The sequence below is a fragment of the Methylobacterium sp. NPDC097929 genome (genome assembly GCF_049543375.1).
Lineage (GTDB): Bacteria > Pseudomonadota > Alphaproteobacteria > Rhizobiales > Beijerinckiaceae > Methylobacterium.
On record NZ_JBMVEP010000005.1, the window covers coordinates 17886 to 39456 of the forward strand.

General features: G+C 70.9%; 15 protein-coding genes and 2 pseudogenes. 12 read left to right on the forward strand and 5 right to left on the reverse strand.

What is annotated here, in order from left to right; all coding sequences use genetic code 11:
• Positions 1–241 precede the first annotated feature (241 nt).
• The 4 genes and pseudogenes from ACPCJR_RS14085 to ACPCJR_RS14100 all read left to right on the forward strand — a co-directional run.
• Positions 242–1066 (forward strand): phosphoadenylyl-sulfate reductase, encoded by an 825-nt coding sequence (locus ACPCJR_RS14085; protein WP_391515606.1) that lies wholly within the window; start codon positions 242–244, stop codon positions 1064–1066.
• Entirely contained in the window at positions 1066–1995 is a 930-nt protein-coding gene (gene cysD, locus ACPCJR_RS14090; RefSeq protein ID WP_391515605.1) for a sulfate adenylyltransferase subunit CysD, read from the forward strand. The genes ACPCJR_RS14085 and cysD overlap by 1 nt, the downstream gene beginning before the upstream one ends.
• A complete protein-coding gene (gene cysN / locus ACPCJR_RS14095) occupies positions 1995–3407 on the forward strand; it encodes a sulfate adenylyltransferase subunit CysN (RefSeq protein ID WP_391515603.1) in 1413 nt (470 codons plus the stop codon). Before cysD ends, cysN begins: the two co-directional genes overlap by 1 nt.
• Positions 3408–3590: 183 nt before the next feature.
• Positions 3591–4112, forward strand: a pseudogene (locus ACPCJR_RS14100) (alginate O-acetyltransferase AlgX-related protein); the annotation flags it as partial.
• A 418-nt stretch (positions 4113–4530) separates the two neighbouring features.
• On the opposite strand, the gene ACPCJR_RS14105 reads toward ACPCJR_RS14100, so the two are convergent.
• Complete coding sequence (locus ACPCJR_RS14105; RefSeq protein ID WP_391515602.1) at positions 4531–5469, reverse strand: YihY/virulence factor BrkB family protein; 939 nt, start codon at positions 5467–5469, stop codon at positions 4531–4533.
• Positions 5470–5645: 176 nt separating this feature from the next.
• Between ACPCJR_RS14105 and ACPCJR_RS14110 the strand changes: the two genes are divergently transcribed.
• The 3 genes from ACPCJR_RS14110 (at position 5646) to ACPCJR_RS14120 (ending at position 10915) form a co-directional block, all read left to right on the forward strand.
• Positions 5646–6551, forward strand: coding sequence for a DMT family transporter (locus tag ACPCJR_RS14110; protein ID WP_391515600.1), 906 nt, complete (start codon positions 5646–5648; stop codon positions 6549–6551).
• A 111-nt stretch (positions 6552–6662) separates the two neighbouring features.
• Positions 6663–8354 (forward strand): acyl-CoA dehydrogenase family protein, encoded by a 1692-nt coding sequence (locus ACPCJR_RS14115; RefSeq protein WP_391515598.1) that lies wholly within the window; start codon positions 6663–6665, stop codon positions 8352–8354.
• 146 nt (positions 8355–8500) lie between these two features.
• On the forward strand, positions 8501–10915 hold the full coding sequence (locus tag ACPCJR_RS14120) for a putative bifunctional diguanylate cyclase/phosphodiesterase (RefSeq protein WP_391515630.1): 2415 nt from the start codon (positions 8501–8503) through the stop codon (positions 10913–10915).
• A gap of 12 nt (positions 10916–10927) precedes the next feature.
• Here the strand turns inward: ACPCJR_RS14120 and ACPCJR_RS14125 are convergent, their stop codons facing one another.
• Together ACPCJR_RS14125 and ACPCJR_RS14130 are read right to left on the reverse strand one after the other, a co-directional pair.
• Positions 10928–11116 carry a hypothetical protein gene (locus tag ACPCJR_RS14125; protein WP_391515596.1) on the reverse strand — a complete coding sequence of 63 codons (189 nt, stop codon included), beginning with the start codon at positions 11114–11116 and terminating at the stop codon, positions 10928–10930.
• 93 nt (positions 11117–11209) lie between these two features.
• Positions 11210–12484, reverse strand: a complete 1275-nt coding sequence (locus tag ACPCJR_RS14130) for a glycosyltransferase family 4 protein (protein ID WP_391515594.1) — start codon at positions 12482–12484, stop codon at positions 11210–11212.
• Between the two features lie 126 nt (positions 12485–12610).
• Between ACPCJR_RS14130 and ACPCJR_RS14135 the strand changes: the two genes are divergently transcribed.
• From ACPCJR_RS14135 to ACPCJR_RS14155, 5 genes are all read left to right on the forward strand, one after another.
• Positions 12611–13873 carry a glycosyltransferase gene (locus ACPCJR_RS14135; protein WP_391515592.1) on the forward strand — a complete coding sequence of 421 codons (1263 nt, stop codon included), beginning with the start codon at positions 12611–12613 and terminating at the stop codon, positions 13871–13873.
• Positions 13874–14149: 276 nt separating this feature from the next.
• Positions 14150–14503 carry a phasin gene (locus tag ACPCJR_RS14140; RefSeq protein ID WP_110351448.1) on the forward strand — a complete coding sequence of 118 codons (354 nt, stop codon included), beginning with the start codon at positions 14150–14152 and terminating at the stop codon, positions 14501–14503.
• Positions 14504–14691: 188 nt separating this feature from the next.
• Entirely contained in the window at positions 14692–15462 is a 771-nt protein-coding gene (locus ACPCJR_RS14145) for a phasin family protein (RefSeq protein ID WP_391515591.1), read from the forward strand.
• A 194-nt stretch (positions 15463–15656) separates the two neighbouring features.
• The gene (locus ACPCJR_RS14150; RefSeq protein WP_391515589.1) at positions 15657–17126 is read left to right on the forward strand and encodes a DegQ family serine endoprotease; all 1470 of its coding nucleotides are present in this window, start codon (positions 15657–15659) and stop codon (positions 17124–17126) included.
• 362 nt (positions 17127–17488) lie between these two features.
• On the forward strand, positions 17489–17740 hold the full coding sequence (locus ACPCJR_RS14155) for a hypothetical protein (RefSeq protein WP_391515588.1): 252 nt from the start codon (positions 17489–17491) through the stop codon (positions 17738–17740).
• A 135-nt stretch (positions 17741–17875) separates the two neighbouring features.
• Here ACPCJR_RS14155 and ACPCJR_RS14160 read toward each other — a convergent pair.
• Together ACPCJR_RS14160 and ACPCJR_RS14165 are read right to left on the reverse strand one after the other, a co-directional pair.
• A pseudogene (locus ACPCJR_RS14160) lies at positions 17876–18100 on the reverse strand (hypothetical protein); the annotation flags it as partial.
• A gap of 150 nt (positions 18101–18250) precedes the next feature.
• Positions 18251–21085, reverse strand: a complete 2835-nt coding sequence (locus ACPCJR_RS14165) for a glycosyltransferase (protein WP_391515587.1) — start codon at positions 21083–21085, stop codon at positions 18251–18253.
• Between the last annotated feature and the right edge of the window lie 486 nt (positions 21086–21571).

Consider the following 21571-nt stretch of genomic DNA (forward strand, 5'->3'; position numbering starts at 1 on the left):
GCCTCTCCGAAGCGCGTAGCGAGGATCGCGCGCCGTGACGGTCTCGCCGGAGGCCGGACCGCACAACGCCTCACTGAGAAGAATATTTTCTATTACCGGCAACGATCCGCCCTGAAGGTCGTTGCCGGGTCATTCGCGCCGCAGCGCAGGATTGCGTGCGCAGCGGCACCGACGCCTTGACAGCGTTCGTTATAGCGAACATTTCAGAACTCCGACAAGCAGGCAATCCGATTTTACGCACATGACCGCTGCCCTCGTCCGGGCGGCCCGGGACCTCGCCGAAGCTATGGCGGGGCAGGATCTTCGCGGGCGCATCCGCCTCGTGGAGGACCGCATCCCCGGCCGGCTCGTCTTCACCACCAGCCTCGGCATCGAGGATCAGGCGCTCACGCACGCGCTCGCCTTGCACAAGGGTCGTACCGAGATCGTCACCCTCGATACCGGCCGGCTCTTCCCCGAGACCTACGATGTCTGGACCGAGACGGAGGCCGCCTACGGCATCCGCATCCGCGCCTACGCGCCGGAGCGGGTGGCCGAGGAGGACTTCGTGGCACGCGAGGGCATCAACGGCTTCCGCCACTCGATGGCCGCGCGGCAGGCCTGCTGCGGCTTTCGCAAGGTCGAGCCCCTGGGTCGGGCGCTGGACGGCGCGGCGGCGTGGTTCACCGGTCTGCGCGCCGGCCAGTCGGCCAACCGGGCCGACACGCCGCTGGCGGAGGCCGACGAGGGCCGCGGGCTGATCAAGGTCAACCCGCTGGCCGACTGGTCGCGCGCCGACATCGATCGCTTCGTGCGCGAGAACTTCATTCCCTACAACGCCCTGCACGATCGCGGCTTCCCCTCGATCGGCTGCGCCCCCTGCACCCGCGCCGTGAAGATCGGCGAGGACGAGCGCGCGGGCCGCTGGTGGTGGGAACAGGAATCCAAGCGGGAGTGCGGCCTGCACCTGCACGCCCCCGAAGGCGAAGAAGCCTCGAAGGACGTAGCTCCCGGGCAGGAAGCCGCCGCTTTCGAGGAGCCGGCGAGCGCCGCGACCTCACGCGAACAGAGAAGGGAACTGGTTTGATGAGCGCCGCCGTCGCCGCGCCCGCGCGCACCCGCCTGACGCATCTCCAGCGTCTGGAGGCCGAGAGCATCCACATCTTCCGGGAGGCGGTCGCTGAGGCCGAGAACCCGGTGATGCTCTACTCGATCGGCAAGGATTCCTCCGTCCTGCTGCATCTGGCGCTCAAGGCTTTCGCACCGGGACGCCTGCCGTTCCCCCTGATGCACATCGACACGACCTGGAAGTTCCGGGAGATGATCGCCTTCCGCGATCGGCGCGTGAAGGAGCTCGGCCTCGAACTCATCGTGCACACCAACCCCGACGGGCTCGCGAGGGGCATCGGCCCGGTCAGCCACGGCTCGGAAGTGCACACCGACGTGATGAAGACGCAGGCCCTGCGGCAGGCGCTCGACACGCACAAGTTCGACGCGGCCTTCGGCGGCGCGCGCCGCGACGAGGAGGCGAGCCGGGCCAAGGAGCGCATCATCTCACTTCGCAACGCGCAGCACCGCTGGGACCCCAAGCGCCAGCGCGCCGAGCCGTGGCACCTCTACAATTTCAAGAAGCGGCGCGGCGAGAGTTTTCGTGTGTTCCCGCTGTCCAACTGGACCGAGCTCGATATCTGGCTCTACATCGAGCAGGAAAACATTCCGATCGTGCCGCTCTACTTCGCCGCCGAGCGGCCTGTGGTGGCGCGCGACGGCCAGCTCATCATGGTCGATGACGAGCGCCTGCCGCTTGAGGCGGGCGAGACGCCGGAACTGCGCAACGTCCGCTTCCGCACGCTCGGCTGCTACCCGCTCACCGGCGCGGTCGAGAGCCCGGCCGCGACCCTGCCGGAGATCATCGGCGAGACGCTGGCCGCGCGCACCTCGGAGCGCCAGGGCCGGGTGATCGACAAGGACGGCGCCGGCGCCATGGAGCGCAAGAAGCAGGAGGGCTATTTCTGATGACGATCCATCAGTCCCCGGAAGCGTTCGGCTACGACGCCTTCCTGCGTCAGCACCAGAACAAGGAGGTCTTGCGCTTCATCACCTGCGGCTCGGTCGATGACGGCAAGTCCACCCTGATCGGGCGGCTGCTGCACGACACCAAGCAGATCTTCGACGATCAGGTGACGGCGCTGCAGCGCGACTCGCGCAAGCACGGCACCCAGGGCGGCGAGGTCGATCTCGCGCTGCTGGTGGACGGCCTCCAGGCCGAGCGCGAGCAGGGCATCACCATCGATGTCGCCTACCGCTTCTTCTCGACCGAGCGGCGCTCCTTCATCGTGGCCGACACCCCCGGCCACGAGCAGTACACCCGCAACATGGCCACCGGCGCCTCGACCGCGGACGTCGCCGTGATCCTGGTCGATGCCCGCCACGGGCTGACCCGCCAGACCCGGCGCCACGCGCTGCTCGTCTCGCTTCTCGGCATCCACCGGGTCGCGCTCGCCATCAACAAGATGGATCTCGTCGGCTGGTCGCAGGACAAGTTCGACGCCATCGTCTCGGGTTTCCAGGACTTCGCCGCGCCGCTGAACTTCTCCGAGGTGCGGGCGATCCCGCTCTCGGCCAAGAACGGCGACAACGTCGTGCTGCCGGGCACCGCCGCGACCTGGTACGCGGGCGTGCCGCTGCTGCGCTACCTCGAAGAGGTGCCGGTGAAGTCGGAGGAGCGCGCCGCCGCCTTCCGCATGCCGGTGCAGTGGGTGAACCGCCCGAATTCCGACTTTCGCGGCTTTTCCGGCCTGATCGCCTCGGGCTCCATCGCGCCGGGCGACGCCGTCACGGTCGCGCCGTCGGGCAAGTCCTCGACCATCGCCCGCATCTTCACCGCCGACGGCGATCTGGAGCGGGCGAGCGAGGGTCAGTCGGTCACGCTGGTGCTCGCCGACGAGATCGACGCCTCCCGCGGTGCCGTGATCGCCACCTCGGACGCAGCCCTGACGCTGACCGACAGCCTCGACGTGCGCCTGTTCTGGGCCGCCGAGACCGAACTCGCCCCCGGTTCGAGCCTCTGGGCCAAGGTCGGCACGCAGACCGTCAACGCCGTGGTGAAGGCGGTCCACCGCCGGATCGACCCCGAGACCGGACAGGCCGGCCCGGCCGACAAACTCGCGGTCAACGACATCGGCGACGTGACCCTGACGCTCGACCGGCAGATCGCCGTGGATCCGTATGTCGAGAACCGCGACACCGGCAGCCTGATCCTGATCGATCGCGAGACCACGGACACGGCCGCGCTCGGCCTCGTCCAGACGGTGGTCGCCTCGGCCAAGGCCTCCGCTCCGGCGCCGGTCGCCTCCGAGACGGCGCAGCCGGAGCCCGCGCGCAGCGGCGGCCTGCTGGCCGGCCTCAGGCGTCTGTTCGGCGGGTAGAAGACGCAGCCTATCCCTCTCCCCTTCCGCGGGAGAGGGTGGCCCCCGAAGGGGGTCGGGTGAGGGGCCGGCTCCGCCTTGTCCGGAAGCGTCGCTCCCCTCTCCCGCCCGCTGGAGCGGGCCCCCTCCGTCGCGGAGGGGGGAGGGTTTGGCGGTGGCCCGCTCCCCCGCTAGAACCAGCCCATGACCTCCCCCCCCGATCCGGCCGACGACCTGTACGAGGGACGGGACGGCTGGCTCTTCCTGACCCGCGGCAACAACCGCGTGCTGGAGCAGTACGGCCGGCCGGGCGTCTCCCGCAGGACGCTCTGGCGCTGGCGCCGGATCATCGAGACACGCTGGCGCGCCTGCGCCCGGCTCGGCGCGCTCTACCTGCACGCCGTCGCGCCCGAGAAGCTGACGATCTATCCCGATCTCGCAGAGGGGCTGGCCTTCGACCCGGCCCGCGCCCCCGCCCTGCGGCTGGCCCGTTGGCTGACGGGCTCGCCCGGCGCCCGCGCCTGGGTCGATCTCGTCGGGCCGCTGCGGGCGGCGCGCGACGGCCCGCCGCTCTACCTGCGCACCGACACCCACTGGACCCATCGCGGCTGCGACATCGCCCACCGGGCCATCCTGGCGCGGATGGGTATGACGCCGCGCGCCGATCTCGAGGCCCGGCGCGAGGCCGGCCCGGTCCCGTTCTCGGGCGATCTCGGCCGCAAGTTCGGCCCCCACCGCACGGAGATCGCACCGGGCAGCGCCTTCTCGAGCGGCGCCCGGCGGACCTACGCCAACGGCCTCCTGACCGAGATGGAGGCGCTCGGGCGCGGCGGGGACGCCCATCTCGGCACGCACGCGGTGTTTCGCAACGACGATCCCGGCGCCGATCCGCGCCGGCTCGTGATCTTCGGCGATTCCTACGCGCAGCACACCGCCCACAGCCCCGTCGCCACGCTGACCGCGCTCTTCGCCGACCGCTTCCGGGAGGTGCATTTCCTCTGGTCGACGGGCATCGACTGGCACTACCTCGAAGGCGTCCGGCCGGATTTCGTGCTCGCCGAGATCGCCGAGCGCTTCCTGATCGACCTGCCGCCCCGCGGCATCCGGATCGAGCGGCTCGCGGAACTCGCCCGCGAGCGCAAGGTCATGGGAGGGGGTTCGGGAGGGGATTCGGCGCGGGCTTCGGAGGCGACTCCCCGCTCTGGCGCGCGGCCTCCGCCTGACGCGCCCGCATCCGCGCCTGAAGACGCTGGCGCCGGGCCGCGATGACCGTGCCGTTCACCTCGCCCCCGAACAGGAACATCGCCGCGAGCCAGTAGAGGAAGACGAGGAACACCATCGCCGTGGCGAGGCCCCCGTAGGTCGAGGCGTAGGCGTTCGAGAAGCGGTCGAGGTAGAAGCCGAAGCCGAGGCCGGCCAGGAACCAGAGCACCAGCGTCACGGCGATGCCCGGCAGCACCGAGAGAACCGCGCGCCGCCCGGCGGCCACGAATTTGTGGGCGATGATCAGCACCAGCCCGATCAAGACCGCCGTCACCCCGATGCGGCCGATGGCGACCGTGAGCCCCAGGGGCTCCAGTCCCGGCGCCACGAAGACGAGCTGGCGCCAGATCAGCGGCCCCAGCACCACGAGCAGCGCGAAGGCCAGCATCGCGAAGGCGCCGCAGACCACGTAGCCGATCGATTCGAGCCGGGTGAGCCACCAGGGCCGCATCTCGCGGATGCCGTAGGCCCGGTTGAGCCCGACCCGCAGGGATTCGACGCCCGAGGAGGAGAAGTAGAGCGCGAGCAGGGCGCCCAGCGTCAGCACGCCCCCGCGCTGCTCGGTGAGCAGCCGGTGCACCTCGCCGACGATGGGCTTGGCCACCTCCCGCGGCACCGCGTCGAAGATCAGCGTGCCCGCCTCGTCGGCCAGCGACTTGGTGCCGATCAGGCCGGCGAGCGCCGCGAGCAGGATCAGGAACGGGAACAGCGAGGTCAGCATCGACAGCGCGATGTGGCTGGCGATCGCCCAGCCGTCATGGGCGACGAAGCGCTGCGCGGCCAGCCCCGTCACGTCGAGAACTTTTCGCAGGCGGCTCAAGACGGACGGCTCAAGGGAGGACGCGGCTTCTCGCACGAGGACTGGGGCGGACGGGCTTCATACGGGCATTCGGCCCGCCCCCGTCAACGGTGAAGCGAGCGATCCGTCACCGGCATGGCTGGGAAGATTCCGCCCTGCTTGCCTCCGCGCCACCCGCGTGCTGCCTGCCGGACGCCATGTCGATGCTTCTGTCCCGTCTGATCCCGGCCGCCTTCGTGCTGATCTGGGCGAGCGGCTTCGTCGCCGCGCGCTACGTGGCGCCGTTCGCCGAGCCGCTGGCCTTCGTCGCGCTGCGGCTCGCCCTGGTGGCGGCGGTGCTGGGCGCCATCGCGCTGGCTCTGCGCTCGCGCTGGCCCCGGACCGGCGCCGGCTGGCGCGACGGGATGGTCGCGGGCGTGCTGATGCAGGGCATCTACGTGGCCGGCGTGTTCTGGTCGGTGCATCGCGGCCTGCCCGCCGGCATCGCCGCCCTCGTCGGCAGCCTGCAGCCGCTGCTCACGGCCGCCGCCTCGGAGCCGCTGCTCGGGGAGCGGGTGGGAGGCAAGCGCTGGGCGGGCATCGGGCTGGGCTTCCTCGGGGCGGGGTTGGTGCTCGTGCCCAAGCTCGGGGCGGTCGATGCCGCCGGCATCCCGCCCGACGCGCTCGCGGTCTGCCTCGCCGCCATGCTGGCGATGACCGCGGGCACCCTCTGGCAGAAGCGCAAGGCGGCGGGTGCCGACCTCGTCACCAATGCCTGCCTGCAATTCGTCGGCGGCACCGCCTTCGCCGTGCCCCTCGCTCTGCTCGCCGGGGAAACGCATCTGGAGACGAGCCTGCCGCTGGCGCTGGGCATGGGCTGGTCCGTCCTCGTCAACTCCGTGGCGGGCATCCTCCTGCTGATGGCGCTGATCCGGCGCGGGGCGGTGGCGGGCGTGGCCTCGCTGTTCTTCCTCGTGCCGCCGGTCTCGGCGGCGATCGCCTACGCGATGTTCGGGGAGGCGCTCACCCCCGTGCAGATCGGCGGAATGGCAGTGGCCGCCGCCGGCGTCGGCCTCGCCACGGGTCCCTCGGCGGGCCGGTCTTCGACGGGTCCAAGCCGGTGAACTGTATGATGAATTCAGCCTAAAGACGGGGGATGCGGCGACGAGAAACCACTATTGTGCCGGCGATCCCGGCTATAAGGAACCACAGATCCACTCCGTAGAGAGACAGACATGGCCGCATCTCCCGCCATCCAGCCCGCCAACGACCCGAAGGACTTCGTGGCCCTGGCCAAGGACGCTGCCGAGGGCGCGCGGGCCCTCGTCGCGGAGGCCACCGCCCGCGTGAAGGCGCGCGTGGCCGGACCCGAGGGCAAGCTCGACGCCGGCGCGCTGGAGCGCGAGCAGCATGCGGCCCACGGTCTGGCCTGGCTCGCCACCTACGGCGAGGCGGTGCGCGAACTCGCCGACTATGCCGAGCGGCTGCAGGGCGAGGGCGCCTTCGGCGAGACCGAGGCGCTGCTCGTGAAGATCGGCATGGGCGAGTATCTCGACCAGATCTTCGGCGGCATCCCGATGAGCCAGGGCGAGATGGTGCGCCCGACGGGCTCGCTCGGCTTCGAGGCCTCCGAACTGGCCGGCTTCCGCACGCCCGCCATCGAGGCCGTGATCGCCCAGGGCAACACCCCGGCCAACCGCGCCGCGCTCGTGGCCCGGATCCGCGAGGCGACCAGCGCCGGCGCGGCCACGATCGGCGCCTCGGGCCTCGACGAGGACATGGAGGCGATCCGCTCCGAGATGCGCCGCTTCGGCAAGGCCGAGGTGGTGGAGCAGGCCCACGAGTGGCACCTCGAGAACGCCTACATCCCGATGTCGATCATCGAGAAGATGGCCGAACTCGGCGTGTTCGGCCTCACCATCCCCGAGGAATACGGCGGCATGGGTATGCCCAAGGCCGCGATGTGCGTGGTCTCCGAGGAGCTGTCGCGCGCCTATATCGGCGTCGGCTCGCTCGGCACCCGCTCGGAGATCGCCGCGGAGCTGATCCTGTGCGGCGGCACCGAGGAACAGAAGCAGCGCTTCCTCCCCGGCATCGCCAGCGGCGACATCCTGCCCACCGCCGTCTTCACCGAGCCGAACACCGGCTCCGACCTCGCCTCGCTCCGCACCAAGGCGGTGCGGGAGGGCGATGTCTGGAAGATCACGGGCAACAAGACCTGGATCACCCACCCCGTGCGCGCCGACATCATGACGGTGCTCGTGCGCACCAAGCCGGAGGAGAAGGGCCACCGCGGCCTCTCGATGCTGATCGCCGAGAAGCCGCGCGGCGACGACGCCGACCCCTTCCCGGTGGAGGGCCTGTCCGGCGGCGAGATCGAGGTGCTCGGCTACCGCGGGATGAAGGAGTACGAACTCTCCTTCGAGGGCTTCTCGGTGCCGGCCGGCAACCTGCTCGGCGAGGTCGAGGGCAAGGGCTTCGCCCAGCTGATGCAGACCTTCGAATCGGCCCGCATCCAGACGGCGGCCCGCGCCATCGGCGTGGCCCAGTCGGCCCTCGACATCGGCCTGCGCTACGCCGAGGAGCGGGTGCAGTTCGGCAAGGCCCTGGTCGAGTTCCCGCGCGTGGCCGACAAGCTCGCGATGATGGCGGTGGAGATCAACATCGCCCGCCAGCTCACCTACTTCTCCGCCCGCGAGAAGGACGAGGGCAAGCGCTGCGACCTCGAGGCCGGCATGGCCAAGCTGCTCGGCGCCCGCGTCGCCTGGGCGGCGGCGGACAACGCCCTGCAGATCCACGGCGGCAACGGCTTCGCGCTGGAATACAAGATCAGCCGCGTGCTGTGCGACGCGCGCATCCTCTCGATCTTCGAGGGTGCCGCCGAGATCCAGGCGCAGGTCATCGCGCGGCGCCTGCTGGAGCAGTAAGTCGAGACCTCGTCCGCCCCGGCCGGCTCTCGACCGGCGAGGGGCGGGCCATCGCTTGAGCCGGATAGCGTAGCCAGCTCATATACTTGCCCTCAACTTCTGCCGCTTAGGCCGTGCTCCGAACCTCCCGGAGCACGGCCCGCGTGTTGCCAGACCCGACTTCCGGCGTGCAGGACGCCACGCTGATCCAGCACTGGCGCAGTTGCCGGACCCGCCCCGGGGCGATGCCGAGCTACGATTCCGTCGTGCTGGGACGTCTCGGCCGCCTCGCCGACCGCTGCGCCCTCGTCGCCACCTGCGAGGGCCGGGCCGACCGCATCCTCTGGGGCGGTCCGGGCTTTCGCGACTGGTTCGAGGACGAGGTCAGCGACCTCCCCCTGGCCCGCATCCCCGACGAGATCCGCCGACCGGTCGAGGAGATCGCGCTCGCCGCCCTGCGCACGGGCGAGCCGGCGAGCGCGCGCTGCGACCGCATCACCGACGGCGTCGTCACGACCTGGGGACTCGTCGGCGTTCCACTCGCCCATGGCGGCCCGCCCCTCATTCTCATCCACGTGGATGCCGAGGGCGTGCGCACCGAATTGATGCGGGCGATCTTCGGCGCCACCGGGCAGGGATTGATGGCGCTGGGCGCGCTGCGCGATGCCGAGGGCGCGGTTGCCGACTTCAAGATCGTCGCCCTGAACCAGGGCGCCGCCGAGATCTTCGAGCGGCCGGCCGAGAGCCTGCAATGGAAGCGCCTCGGCGAGGTGGTTCCGGCCCGGCTCGGTGCGACGCCGCTGCTGGCGGGCATCCTCGGGCGCTCGGACCGCACCGTGTTCGAACTCGCCGTGCCGCGCGCCGACCGCACGATCCTGACGCTGCGGGTGGAGGCCCGCGCCATCGGCGACCTCATCGCCGTGGCCATGACGGATGTCGGCGACATCAAGGCCCGGGAGGAGTCGTTCCGCTTCCTGTTCGAGAGCAACCCGCTGCCGATGTGGCTGGTGGATCAGGAGACGGCCCGCTTCGTCGCCGTGAACGAGGCGGCGATCGCGCATTACGGCTACAGCCGGGAGACCTTCCTGAGCCGTCGGCTGCCCGACCTCGCGGAGACCGCTGCGGTCGGCTTCTCCTGCGGCGGCAACCTGCACCGGCACCTGCGGGCCGACGGCTCGGCGATCGACGTGACCCTGTTCGAGCGCTTCCTCGCCTTCGAGGGGCGGCCGACCGTGCTCGGCGCAGCCATCGACGTGACCGAACAGCGCCGTGCCGAGGCGCGCATCAGCCACATGGCCCATCACGATGCGCTGACCGGCCTGCCGAACCGCGTTCTCTTCGCTGCCCGGCTTGCCGAGGCGATCGCCGATCACGCCCGCTGCGGTGCGTGCGCCGCCCTGCTCTGCCTCGACCTCGACAAGTTCAAGTTCGTCAACGACACCCTCGGCCATCCCGCCGGGGACGCGCTGCTGCGGCAGGTGGCCGAGCGGATCTCCCTCTGCCTGCGCCGCGAGGATCTCGTCGCGCGCCTGGGCGGCGACGAGTTCGCCGTGCTGCTGCGCAACCCCGACGCCGCGACGGTGCGGACGATCGCCGGGCGGATCGTCGACGCGCTGTCGCGCCCGGTCCGGCTCGGCGAGCGGGAATGCCGGATCGGCGTGAGCATCGGCATCGCCTGCCTGCCCGAGCACGGGAGCGAGGCCGACACCCTGCTGCGCAACGCCGATCTCGCCCTCTATCAGGCCAAGGCGGAGGGCGGCAGCCTCGCCCGCACCTTCGAGGTGGCGATGGACGGCTGGACCCGCTCCCGGCGGCGGAGAGAAACCGATCTGCACGAGGCCTTCGCCCGGGGCGATCTCACTCTGGCCTATCAGCCGGTCGTGGAGACCCGCACGGGCGCCGTCGTCGGCTTCGAGGCGCTGCTGCGCTGGCACCACCCGGTCGAGGGGGCGATCCCGCCGGCCGCCTTCGTCCCGCTGGCCGAGGAGATCGGGCTGATCGGGCCGATCGGCGCCTGGGTCCTGCGCCAAGCCTGCGCCGAGGCCGGCAGTTGGAGCGTTCCGGTCCGGGTCGCGGTCAACCTCTCGCCGGTGCAGTTCCGCGATCCCGGCCTCGTGGCGATGGTGCGCGAGGCGCTCACCCTGTCCGGTCTCGCGCCGCAGCGCCTCGAACTGGAGGTGACCGAATCCGTGCTGCTCGCCGCGAGCGAGGCCAACGTGGCGACGCTCCACGCCCTGCGGGACCTCGGCGTGCGGATCGCGATGGACGATTTCGGAACGGGCTACTCGTCCCTGAGCTACCTGCAGAAGTTTCCCTTCGACACCATCAAGATCGACCGCTCCTTCGTGATGCGGCTCGGCGAGGATCTGCACTCGACGGCGATCGTGCGGGCGGTGATCGGGCTCGGCGCCAGTCTCGGGATCGTCACCGTGGCCGAGGGCGTCGAGACCGAGGACCAGTGGGCCCTGCTGCGCGCCGAGGGCTGCGGGGAGGCCCAGGGCTACCTGTTCGGACGGCCGATCCCGGCCCTGGAGGCGCGGCGGCTGCTCCGGCCGGAGCCGAGGCTGGCCGCCTGCGCCTGAGGGATGGTCGCGCTACTTCGTGATCTTCACCGAGACCGGATCGCTCGACGGGAAGGTCTCCTCCAGCGCCTCGTCGAGGCGCTCGTCCTTCTCCTCCTGGCTGTTGCCGGGATTGGCCTTGTCGCCCGCGCCGTCCTGCTGGAACCCGGTGGATTGGGAGGTGGACTTGGTCTCGTCGTCGGTTCGCGTCTTGTCGGACATGAAGGCCTCGCTGCTCGTTCCGCACGCGCCGCCGAGGATGGCGGCTCTCATGCCGACCAACGCGAGCGCGGCCATCCTGTTGCGTTGCCTGCGTTACGAGCCCGCCGGCGTCGCGCCGCGCAGGGCCGGTCGCTCGACGGCCCGCGGGAGCGGCCGCGCCTCGCGCAGGACGAGGCCGTAGACCTGCTCCAGCCGGTCGAGATGCCCGTCGACGCTGAGTGGGGCTGCCCAGTAGCGCTCGTAGGCGCGCTCGGCCATGCGGGCGGCGAGCCCGTCGTCGGACAGGCGGCTGAGGTGGGCGGCCAGCGCGTCCGGGTCGCCCGAGCGGAACCAGAACCCGTTCTCGCCGTCCTCGACCGCCTCGCGGCCGGCGCAGGCATCCGAGACGATCACCGGGCAGCCGGAGGCCAGGGCCTCGTAGACCGTGAGCGGCTGGCCCTCGTACCAGATGCTCGGAAAGACCAGGGCACGCGCCCGCCGCATCAGCGCCTGCACCGCGGGGCCGTCCTTCCAGCCCAGCAGCACGGCCTCGGGATAGCGCGCCCTCAGATCGTCCGCGGCGGGGCCGTCGCCGACGAAGACCGGGCGCAGGCCCGCCCGCCGCGCCGCCTCGGCGAAGATCGGCGCCCCCTTCTCCGTCGAGAGGCGGCCGACGAAGAGGAAGTCGTCCCGCCCCTCGCGTTCCAGCGGGCGGCGCTCGACGGAGATCGGGTTGTCGATCCGGTGGAACACGGTGCGGGGCGGCAGGAGCGGCGCGATCACCCGCTCCTGCAGCGCGCTGATCGTGACGACGTGGCGGAACAGGTCGGGCAGGCCGGCGACGTGCTCAAGGCCGAGATGGCGCACCACCCGCATCAGCTTGCGCGGGTAGGAGCGCGCGTCGCAATTCGTGGTCAGGCAGGCCGCCGACATCGGGGTGCGGTGGCAGATCCGGTCGGCCGGGTACTCGTAGAATCCGCCGTTGGGGCAGACGAGGAAGAACTCGTGCATCGTGTAGAGGCACGGCAGGCGGGAGCGCCGGATCGCCGTGCCGATCGAGGGCGAGAGCGCCTTGGCGAAGGCGTGGACGTGGACGAGGGTGTCGCGCGGGTCGCACAGGGTCAGTTCGGCGGCGAGCCGCGCGGCCGCACGCGTGTTCCAGACCGCCTGCACCGCGAAGGCGAGCTTGTTCGTCGTGGAGGCGATGTCGTCCTGCCCGAGGCAGACGACCCGCGCCCCGCTCTCGGCGAGCCTCGGGTCCACGGGGCCGACCGCGGCGAAGACCGTGACCCGGTAGCCGCGCCGCCGCAGCCCGAGCGCCGAGTCGAGGGCGACCTTGGCTTGGCCACCGTTGACGTGGGCGTGGTCGAGGACGAGGACGACGTGCACGGCAGGCCTCGGCTCTTCATGGCGAGAGCCCTCCGTTTACCGGACGGCAGTTGATCGCTCGTAAACCTTGCGCGCATCGACCCGCCGCGCCGCGGCGGTCTCCCCGCTCGAAGGCGAAGCGCGCCCATGCACGTCGTGATCGTCGCCGAATTCGCCGCCGCGAGCGGGGGTGCCGAGAAGGTCGCCGTGGAATCCGCCCGCGCGCTGGCGGAGGCCGGCGCGGAGGTGACCTACATTCAGGCGGTCGCCGGGCCGGCCGACCCGCTGCTCGCCCATCCGCGCCTGCGCCGGATCGGCCTCGACCTGCCGGACGTCTGGTCCCTGCCGGCCCTGCGCGGGGCCTTGAGCGGGATCTGGAACGGCGAGGCCGCCGCGCGCCTCGCCGGCGTGCTCGACGCGCTGCCGCAGCCGCCCGATTGCCTTCACCTGCACCAGTTCACCCGGGCGCTCTCGCCCGCCGTGCTGCCGGTTCTGCTCGGGCGCGCCGTGCCGCTGGTGCTGACGCTGCACGACTACGCGCTCGCCTGTCCGAACGGCGTCTACTACCGTTTCGACCGCGCCGAACCCTGCGCGCTGCGGCCGATGTCGGGCGCCTGCCTCGCCGCCGCCTGCGATCCCAAGAGCCGGCTGCATAAGGCGGTGCGGCTCGGGCGCGCCGCCGCGCTGCGGATCGCGGTGGGCCGCGCCCGCCTCGAGGTCGTCCATGTCTGCGACGGAAGCCTGAGGCGGATGGAGGCGATCGCCGGGGGCTATCGCCTGCGCCATCACCGCATCGACAACCCCGTGCGCGTGGCGTGTCAGGCCCCGGCCGAGCCCGCCCGGGGCGACGCCGCGGTCTATGTCGGCCGCCTCACCGTCGAGAAGGGCGCCGATCTCGTGGCCGAGGCCGCCCGCCGCGCCGGGCTGCCCGCCCTGTTCGTCGGCGCCGGCCCGCTGGAGGCGCGCCTTCGCGCGCAGGGTGCGGAGGTGCTCGGCTGGACCCGTCCGGCGGAACTCGAGACGATCCTGCGCCGCCGCGCCAGAGTCGTCTGCGCGCCCTCCCGCTGGGACGAGACCGGCCCGCTCACGGTCTACGAGGCACTGGCCCAGGGCATTCCGGTCGTGGCCTCGCGCCGCTCGGGCGCCGCGGAGAAGGTGCAGAACGGCGTGAGCGGCTACGTCGTGGAACCGGAGGTCGACGCGCTCGCTGCCGCCCTGAATGCCCTCAAGGACGACGGAACCACGGCGCGCTTCGGCCGCGCCGCCTACGACGCCTACTGGCGGGCCCCGCTCACGCTCTGCGCCCATGCCCGTGCGCTGCTCGCGCTCTACGGCCGGCTGGCAGACGAATACAATATGCGGCAGTGCGAAACGGAGATGCCGACGCCGGCCTCGATTGTGGCACCTTAGCGGTCGTCCTCTCCCGCGCGGACCCTTGGCAGGGTGCACTTCTCGACACTATAATGCCTCCCTCAGCCGCCGACTCGCGCCGTTGAGGCGAAATCTCGTTACGAGTTAGTAGCATAAGTAAATTTTATCGGACCTCGGAACCAATTCTCGATTGTCGGAATGTGGCCTTGACTTTCATGTTGCACCGCAACATATGAGGGGCGGGCCGGCCAGCGCGGGGCTGTATTGCAGACACCCGCCGCACCACTTCTCCCGGTCCGTTGACAGGAGAGCGATATGAGCAACCCGAGCTTCGAGATCCCCGCCGAGTTCCGCGACTTCGCCGACAAGAGCGTCGATCAGGCCCGCAACGCCTTCGGCACCATCCTGAACGGCGCGGTGAAGACCTCCGAGCAGTTCCGCAACTCGGCCTCGACCGTTCAGTCGACCCTGCATGCCGCCATGCTCAAGAGCCTGGATCACGCCAAGACCAACGCCGACACGACCTTCGACTACGCGCAGCGCGTCGTGCGCGCCAAGGACGTGCGCGAGGCCTTCGAGATCCAGTCCGAGTTCGTGAAGACCCAGTTCGCCGCCCTCCAGGCCCAGGCCAAGGAGTACGGTGCGCTCGCTCAGAACGCCGCGCACTAAGCCGGTCCGGTGTCGGGCTGGGCGGTCCGCCGACCGTCCGAGTCCGTGCGTGAGCGCGGCGCGATCCGTTCCGGGAGCCTCGCAGCGAGGCTGCGCCGCGGTCTGACACGATGCTCTCCCCCAAGGCGCCCCGGACATGGTCCGGGGCCGCCGCGGGCGGATGAGCATTTCGAACGAGGAGAGGATTCATGTCGTCGAGCCGCCGCAGGGGACGTTCGCCCGGGGCCTCCGCCCAGCCCGCGCCGCCGACAGGCGCCGAGTCCCAGGGATTCGAGAATCCGGCCGTCGAGAGCGCCGAGACCGCGGCGGACGAGGGCCAGAGCTTCGAGACCAGCGAATCCGAGACCGGCCTCGCGCAGCAGCCCGATGGCGAGACGGTGAGCGAGGCCGAGCCGGCCGCCGAGGGTTCTGCCGCGGAGGCCGCCCCCGCCGAGGAGGCGCGGGACGCGGCGTCGGACCCGGTCTCCGAGGCGACCGAGGCGGTGCAGGAGGCCGCCCCCGTTCAGGACGTCGCGACGGTCGAGGAGCCCGCGCCGGAAGCGGTCTTCACGCTTCCCGAGCCCGAGGCCGCCGAGAACGTCCAGGAAAACGTTCGAGAAGCCGCCGAGGAGACGGCCGAGGCCGTCGCCCAGGCCGCGCTGCTTCCGGCGCTGGAGGAGCCCGTGCGGGACGCATCCGCCGGCCGGCGCAGCTCGGATCACCACCGCGTCGGAGCGAGCTTCGGCGTCGCCACCCTCGCACCCTTCACCGAGATCAACGCGAAGCTGTTCGCCTTCGCCCGCGGTGAGAGCGAGGCGGTCCTGGCCCATTTCCAGGCCCTGGCCCGCGCCAAGAACCCGGCGGAAGCGATCCGCCTCCAGGTCACGGAAATGCAGCGCGCCGCCGACGCCTCGCTGACCTGTTTCAGCGACATCGTGCGCAGCGCCAACCGCCTGGGCGAATCCGTCCGCTGGCACTGACCCTCGCGCGCTTCGAACGCGGTCAGACAAGAGTTCAGGGCGGCCGTCCGAGAAGGATGGCCGCCCTTTTTGTTTGCGTGCCTGTCGCGGGCGGATGGCGCGGAGGCAGGCCCGCGGGAGGCGCCGGCCCCCTCGCCCCCCGTCTCCTCGGAGGCTACATAGCCCGCACGCTTCGACACCCCCGGGAGACCCGCATGCCCACCTCGCCGCTCCTGCCGGCCGGCCTCGTTTCCGTGCTGCTCCTCGCCGCCGCGCCCGCCCTCGCCCAGACCGCGAACGCGCCGGAGAAGCCGGCCTCCGAGGCGCCCATGCACGAGAGGGCCGTTCCGCTCTCGAAGGGCGAGATCCAGCTCTCCTTCGCCCCCGTGGTGAAGCGGGCCGCCCCCTCCGTCGTCAACGTCTACGCCACGCATGTCGAGAAGCGCTCCGCCCGCTCCAACGCCATGGAGGAGTTCATGCGCCGCTTCTTCGGGGAGGACCGCCCCGGCCGCGGCCCCGGCGGCATGCCGGGCGAGCGGGCGCAGCGCTCCCTGGGCTCGGGTGTGATCGTCGACGCCTCCGGCCTCGTCATCACCAACAACCACGTCATCGAGAACATGAACGAGGTGAAGGTGGCGCTCGCCGACAAGCGCGAGTTCGAGGCGCAGATCGTCCTGCGCGATCCCCGCACCGACCTCGCGGTGCTCAAGATCAAGAGCCCGGCGGACGTGGCGCCGATGCCGATCGGCGATTCCGACCACATCGAGGTCGGCGACTTCGTGATGGCGATCGGCAATCCCTTCGGCGTCGGGCAGACCGTGACGCAGGGCATCGTCTCGGCGCTCGCCCGCACGCAGGTCGGCTCGTCGGACTACCAGTTCTTCATCCAGACGGATGCCGCGATCAATCCAGGCAATTCCGGCGGCGCGCTGGTCGATCTCCGGGGCCGCCTCGTCGGCGTCAACACCGCGATCTACTCGCAGTCCGGCGGCAGCCACGGCATCGGCTTCGCCATCCCCGCCAGCATGATCCGCGCCGTGGTCGAGACCGCCAAGAGCGGCGGCAGCGTCGTGCGCCGGCCCTGGCTCGGCGCGCGGGTGCAGAGCGTGACGGCGGACATCGCCGAGAGCGTCGGGCTCGACCGCCCCACCGGCGTGCTGGTGGCGAGCATGCAGGCCAAGAGCCCCGCCGAGGAGGCGGGCCTGAAGCGCGGGGACGTGATCCTCACCGTCGACGACCAGACCGTCGCCGACCCGGACGCCTTCGGCTACCGCTACGCCCTCAAGGGCATCACGGGCACCGCCAATCTCGGCATCCTGCGGGGCAGCAAGCGCCAGACCATCCAGGTCAAGCTCGGGCCGGCGCCGGAGACCCGCCCGCGCGACGTGCTCAAGGTCCGCAGCCGCACGCCGTTCGCCGGCGCCACGCTCGTCAACACCTCTCCCGCGGTGAGCGAGGAGCTGCAGGCGGACCTGCCGGACGAGGGCGTGGCGGTCACCGCCGTGGAAGAGGGGTCCCTGGCCAACCGGGCGGGTTTCCGCAAGGGCGACGTGATCCTGGCGATCAACGGCATGCCCGTGCCCTCGACCAAGGATCTGGAGCGGCTGACCCAGCGCAGTCTCGGCCTGTGGGAGGTCTCGATCAACCGGGGCGGCGAGGTGCTGACCTCGGTGTTCGGCGGGTAGGACGCGTCCCGGCGAAGGGGATGCGGGTTCGTCCAGGGCACGTCATGACCGTGACCGCAGGACGACCCGGCCGCGGCCGTCTCGCCCGGTCGAACGACGCGCTCGCAATCGGCACGGCAGGAAGGATCGTGCCGATCCCGATGCCCGGCGCGCCGGCCGCGTGCGTTTTCGCTCATCCAGCGGGACGGTGCCGGGTTAGCCTACCACTCGGATCGTCGGTGAAGTCATCGCGGTGCCGATGTTTCGTCCCGCGCGGACGACGCAATCCGGTAACCTTACGAGGCAATCCGCCGGACACCCTGAGACCCTAGAACGGCGCCATACGAGAGCCGGAAGGGCCTCAAGCGAGAGGGGCGGACATCATGCGGGACCTGATCAAGATCGCGGCGGCCGGAACGGTGCTGACCGCCTACGCCCTGCTCGCCCCCACCCTCGTCGAGGCCGTGCCGAGCCCGGCCGCGCCGACGAAGGCCTTCACCCAGCGCCTGCCCCAGGCGGGCGGCGCGGTCCCCGTGAGCGCCCGGTTCGACGGCGTCGAGCCGGTCTCGGGTCGGGTCGTGATGGCCCGCCGGCCGCTTCTGCTCGGCACCACGGCGGACGCCGCCTCCCGCTGACCGCCCCCGCGCGCCTCGTCGGCACGCCGCGGCGGTCACGGCGGTTTCACGGGACGGCCGGCCCCGCCTTCAGAGAGACGCGGACCTGAACGCGTCCTCGGCCGGGCGGGCACCGCGCCCGAGCTTCAGGCTGTCGGCAAGGCAGCCGACGGCGTGGCGGTTGCCATGCAGGCCGGCGCAGAGATCGTCGATCTCGGTCACGTCCAGCGCCTCGCCGCTTCCCGCGGCGATGGTGTCGATCAGGTCGTCCGTCTGCGGATCGAAGGGATGCCCCTGCATCCGGTAGAACTGGTAGTAGCGCAACGCCGCCAACAGCGTGTCGCGCTCGCGGGCGGTGACGGTGATGTTCTGCGTGGTCATGGGAGTCCCCTTGGCTTGCAACGAACGCCGGGCGAGACCGCGCGCGCCTCGCCTAGCTTGGCCGTTGTAAGCCCCCGTCGGCAGCCCCGTCCATGACATGGGAGAGGATCGGGCGGGCCCCCGAAGGCTGGGCCAGCGATCGCCCGGCGTTCAGCCGGACACCACGACGGCCGATGGCGCGGCGACTTCGGTACCGGCAAGCCCATAGTAATCTTCGAGGATCCGCGGATAGGCGGCCGCGCGGAAGGGCCGCCGGGTGGCCCAGAGCGCCTCGACGGGGAGCGCGAGCAGAGCGTCGTTCAGCCGCTGAGGGTCCTCCGCCAAGTCCGGATCGAGCCGGTGGCCGCTCCCGATCGCGCGCAGGCGCTCGGCCTGTGCACCGAGGTCGAACACCACCGGGGGCACGCCGGCCGCCAGTGCCAGGGAGAGCGTGTAGCAGTAGGTCTCCGGCCAGATCGAGGGCAGCAGCACGAGGTCGGGATCGAGCCGGGCGATCTCGGCGAGCGCCGCCGCGTCGCTGCCGTAGGGGCCCGTCTCGCGCACCCCCACCGCCGCCATCGCCTCCGGCTCGGAGGAATGGCCGACGATCGTGAAGGTGATCGGAAGCGTCCGCAGCCCGGCGTCGAGGGCGAGATTGTGGACGATGTCGAAGCCCTTGTGCGGGCCGATCGATCCGATCACGGCGATGCGCAACGGCCCCTCCCCGCGCCGACGCGGGAGCAGCTCGGCGCAGGCAAGCGCTTCCTCGTGCGGGCGAAGCACGATGTCGTTGAGCGAGAGAACGGGTCCGATGCGGTCGGCGAGATCCTGCGAGGGCGCGAACACCCTGCGGGCGCCGCCGAGGAAGCCGGCCCAGAGCCGCCGCCGCTCCGCGGGATCGGGCAGCGCGACCCTGTCCGCGTCGCGGTCGAGGCGGATGCAGTCGCGGCAGATGTCGGGCGCCGCCAGCCCGCAATAGACGCCTTCCGGGCGCACGAGATTGTTGCGGTGGCAGACGGGCGCGTAATCGTGGAGCGTCACGTCGTAGCCGGTGCCCAGTCCCTCGATCAGCCGCATCGCCGCTCGGGTCGCGGCTGCGTCGAGGCCCGCCAGCGAGTGGACGTGCACCATCGCCGGGGCAAGCCAGCCGATCAGATCGGCCAGAAGCGCCCCGTCCCGGTCGAGGGAGAGCGGGTCGAGGATGGCGGCGGGAAAGTCGATCACGCTCGATCGAGGAAGGCCGAGCTTGAACGCGCCGGGTTCCTCGGTGCGCAGGTAGATCGCGGCCAGCCCCGCCTCGCTCAGCCGCGCGCTCATGGCCTCGATATGCGTCTCGACGCCGCCGCCGAAATCGTGGGTCACGATCAGGGCGATTCCCCGTGTGGCACTCTTCTGTGCGCACCGGGCGAAGCGGTAGAGGTCGAGGCGCTGTCGGGCGAAGCGGGCGGGATCGACCTCGATATGGGCGTGGACGCGGCGCTGGTAATCGGGGTGCTTGGTGAGGATGGTGCGGAAGATGTCCGCCCCCTTGGTCGCCAGCAACGCGCCGAAGGAGACGCTGCCGGAGTGGAACACGAACACGTCGTGGGCCAGCACGTTGGAGTAACCCGCCTTGAGGGCGCGCATGCAGAAGTCGTTCTCCTCGCCGTAGCCGCGCCCGAAGGTCTCCGCGTCGAGGGGGCCGACCGCGTCGATGACCGCGCGGCGCATGTACATGCAGAAGCCCACCCCCGTTGGGACGGGCGAGCGGCTGCGGGCGTTGCAGACGCGGGTGAAGGCGTCGATCTCGGCGGGCGTGATCTCGAGCCGGGCCCGGTTCTCGACGTTCGGCCGCGGATAGCTGCAGATCGTGGCGTTGTTGGAGAACGGCGTCACCGTGGCGATGGCCGGATCGTCCTGCGCGTGCCGGAGCAGGCGGTCGAGCCAGTCGCCGTAGACGACGATGTCGGCGTTGAGCAGCACCACGTCCCGGCCCGCGGCCCGCTCCAGGCCGAGGTTGCAGGTCCGCACGAAGCCGAGATTCTCCGCATTGACCGCGTGGGCGAACAGGCCCCGCGCCGCGAGACCGGCGAGCGCCGCGCTCAGGCGCGCGTCCGGGCTGCGATCGTCGATGACGAGGAGGGCGAAGACAGTCGACTGCGGCGCGGACAGCACCGAGTGGATCGCCCGCAGGGTGTCGTCGTAGCCCTTGTAGACCGGCATGATCAGGACGACCCGCGCCGCGTCGATGTCGGCGGCCGGCTGCACCCGGCTCCACTCGTCCTTCGTCGGCGCCACCTGCGCGGGCCAAGTGCCGAGCCCGAAGGGCGTCGGGCGCAAGCCCCGCGCCCGCCCCACCGCGAGATAGTGGAAGAACGGATTGACCCCGGCGCCGATCTCCCGGTGGTACTGCTTGCGGTAGAAGCGCAGGGAGAAGTCCGGGCTCGGGTCGCGATCCTCGCGCGCGCCGAAATCCAGGAAGTGGCGGACCGGATCGACGCCGGAGCGGCGGATATCCGCGTTGGTCTCCAGGTAGTAATCCCGGTCGAAGGCGGCCGCGACGGTCTCGTAGACCTGCGCGTCGGAGGCCTCCGCGGGGTCGGCGGGAAGCGGCACGGCCCGGGGCTTGGCCCGAGGCGCGGGCGGGGCCGCGCGCGCCGCGCACTGGAGCCGCCGCGTCGAGGCGAAGTGGTAGAGCGGGCTGACGCCGAGGCGGCGCATATGGGCGTGGCGTTGCAGGTAGGCTTCGCTTCCGAAGCCCTCGCTCGGGTCGAGACCGTGCCGCCAGCCCTTCATTAGATAATGGGTGAGCGGGTCCGCGCTCCCGTCGAGCCCGGCGAGGCGGGCATAGAACGGCGCGTCGAAGAAGGGCTCGACAATCCCGGCCTGCATATCCGGGAAGTCGGGTCCGGGCTGGGTCGCGACCCGCAGCCGCTCCTGCGGGGAGAGCCGGGCATAGTGGAGGAGCGGGTTCGTCGGCGCCCCCTCCGCGAGGTGGCGATCGAGGTAGTAAAGGGTTGAGAACACGGCCGAGGGATCGCGGCCTTCGCGCCAGCCGTGATCGAGGAAGTGCAGAAGCGGATCCACCCCGTTGGCGGCGACGTCGGGATAAGCGTTCAGGTAGAAGGCACGGTCGAAGAAAGCAGCAGAAATGATAGTATCGGTACGCTTGGCTCGAAGTATACTTGGCAGCCTGATCAAGACTAAATCCTTCGAGGAGCGGAAGAGCGCCTTGCGGTACAGCAGATACGATGACGCCTATATGGTTCGACCTGACACAACATCCTCAGACGATTCGCGACTTCGCTGTCAAGGCTGGCCGGAAATTCCGGCCAGGGTACTCCATCCGGATCGACGCTCTATACCCTATGTGTGTGCATCGATATTTCCGAAAACACACAGATCCGTGGCTTGCTTCCGGAAGGGGCGGGTCCGTCAAGCAAGAATGAGCGCAGCCCCCTTCCCCCGCGACCGGGTTCGGCTTTAAGCATCGGTGCCGCCGACGGGTGCGGC

Coding starts and splice junctions, on each gene's coding strand:
- cysN (WP_391515603.1), top strand. CDS start 1,995: ATGACGATCCATCAGTCCCCGGAAGCGTTCGGCTACGACGCCTTCCTG.
- ACPCJR_RS14125 (WP_391515596.1), bottom strand. CDS start 11,116: ATGTCCGACAAGACGCGAACCGACGACGAGACCAAGTCCACCTCCCAA.
- ACPCJR_RS14135 (WP_391515592.1), top strand. CDS start 12,611: ATGCACGTCGTGATCGTCGCCGAATTCGCCGCCGCGAGCGGGGGTGCC.
- ACPCJR_RS14155 (WP_391515588.1), top strand. CDS start 17,489: ATGCGGGACCTGATCAAGATCGCGGCGGCCGGAACGGTGCTGACCGCC.
- ACPCJR_RS14145 (WP_391515591.1), top strand. CDS start 14,692: ATGTCGTCGAGCCGCCGCAGGGGACGTTCGCCCGGGGCCTCCGCCCAG.
- ACPCJR_RS14115 (WP_391515598.1), top strand. CDS start 6,663: ATGGCCGCATCTCCCGCCATCCAGCCCGCCAACGACCCGAAGGACTTC.
- ACPCJR_RS14085 (WP_391515606.1), top strand. CDS start 242: ATGACCGCTGCCCTCGTCCGGGCGGCCCGGGACCTCGCCGAAGCTATG.
- ACPCJR_RS14140 (WP_110351448.1), top strand. CDS start 14,150: ATGAGCAACCCGAGCTTCGAGATCCCCGCCGAGTTCCGCGACTTCGCC.
- ACPCJR_RS14110 (WP_391515600.1), top strand. CDS start 5,646: ATGTCGATGCTTCTGTCCCGTCTGATCCCGGCCGCCTTCGTGCTGATC.
- ACPCJR_RS14150 (WP_391515589.1), top strand. CDS start 15,657: ATGCCCACCTCGCCGCTCCTGCCGGCCGGCCTCGTTTCCGTGCTGCTC.
- cysD (WP_391515605.1), top strand. CDS start 1,066: ATGAGCGCCGCCGTCGCCGCGCCCGCGCGCACCCGCCTGACGCATCTC.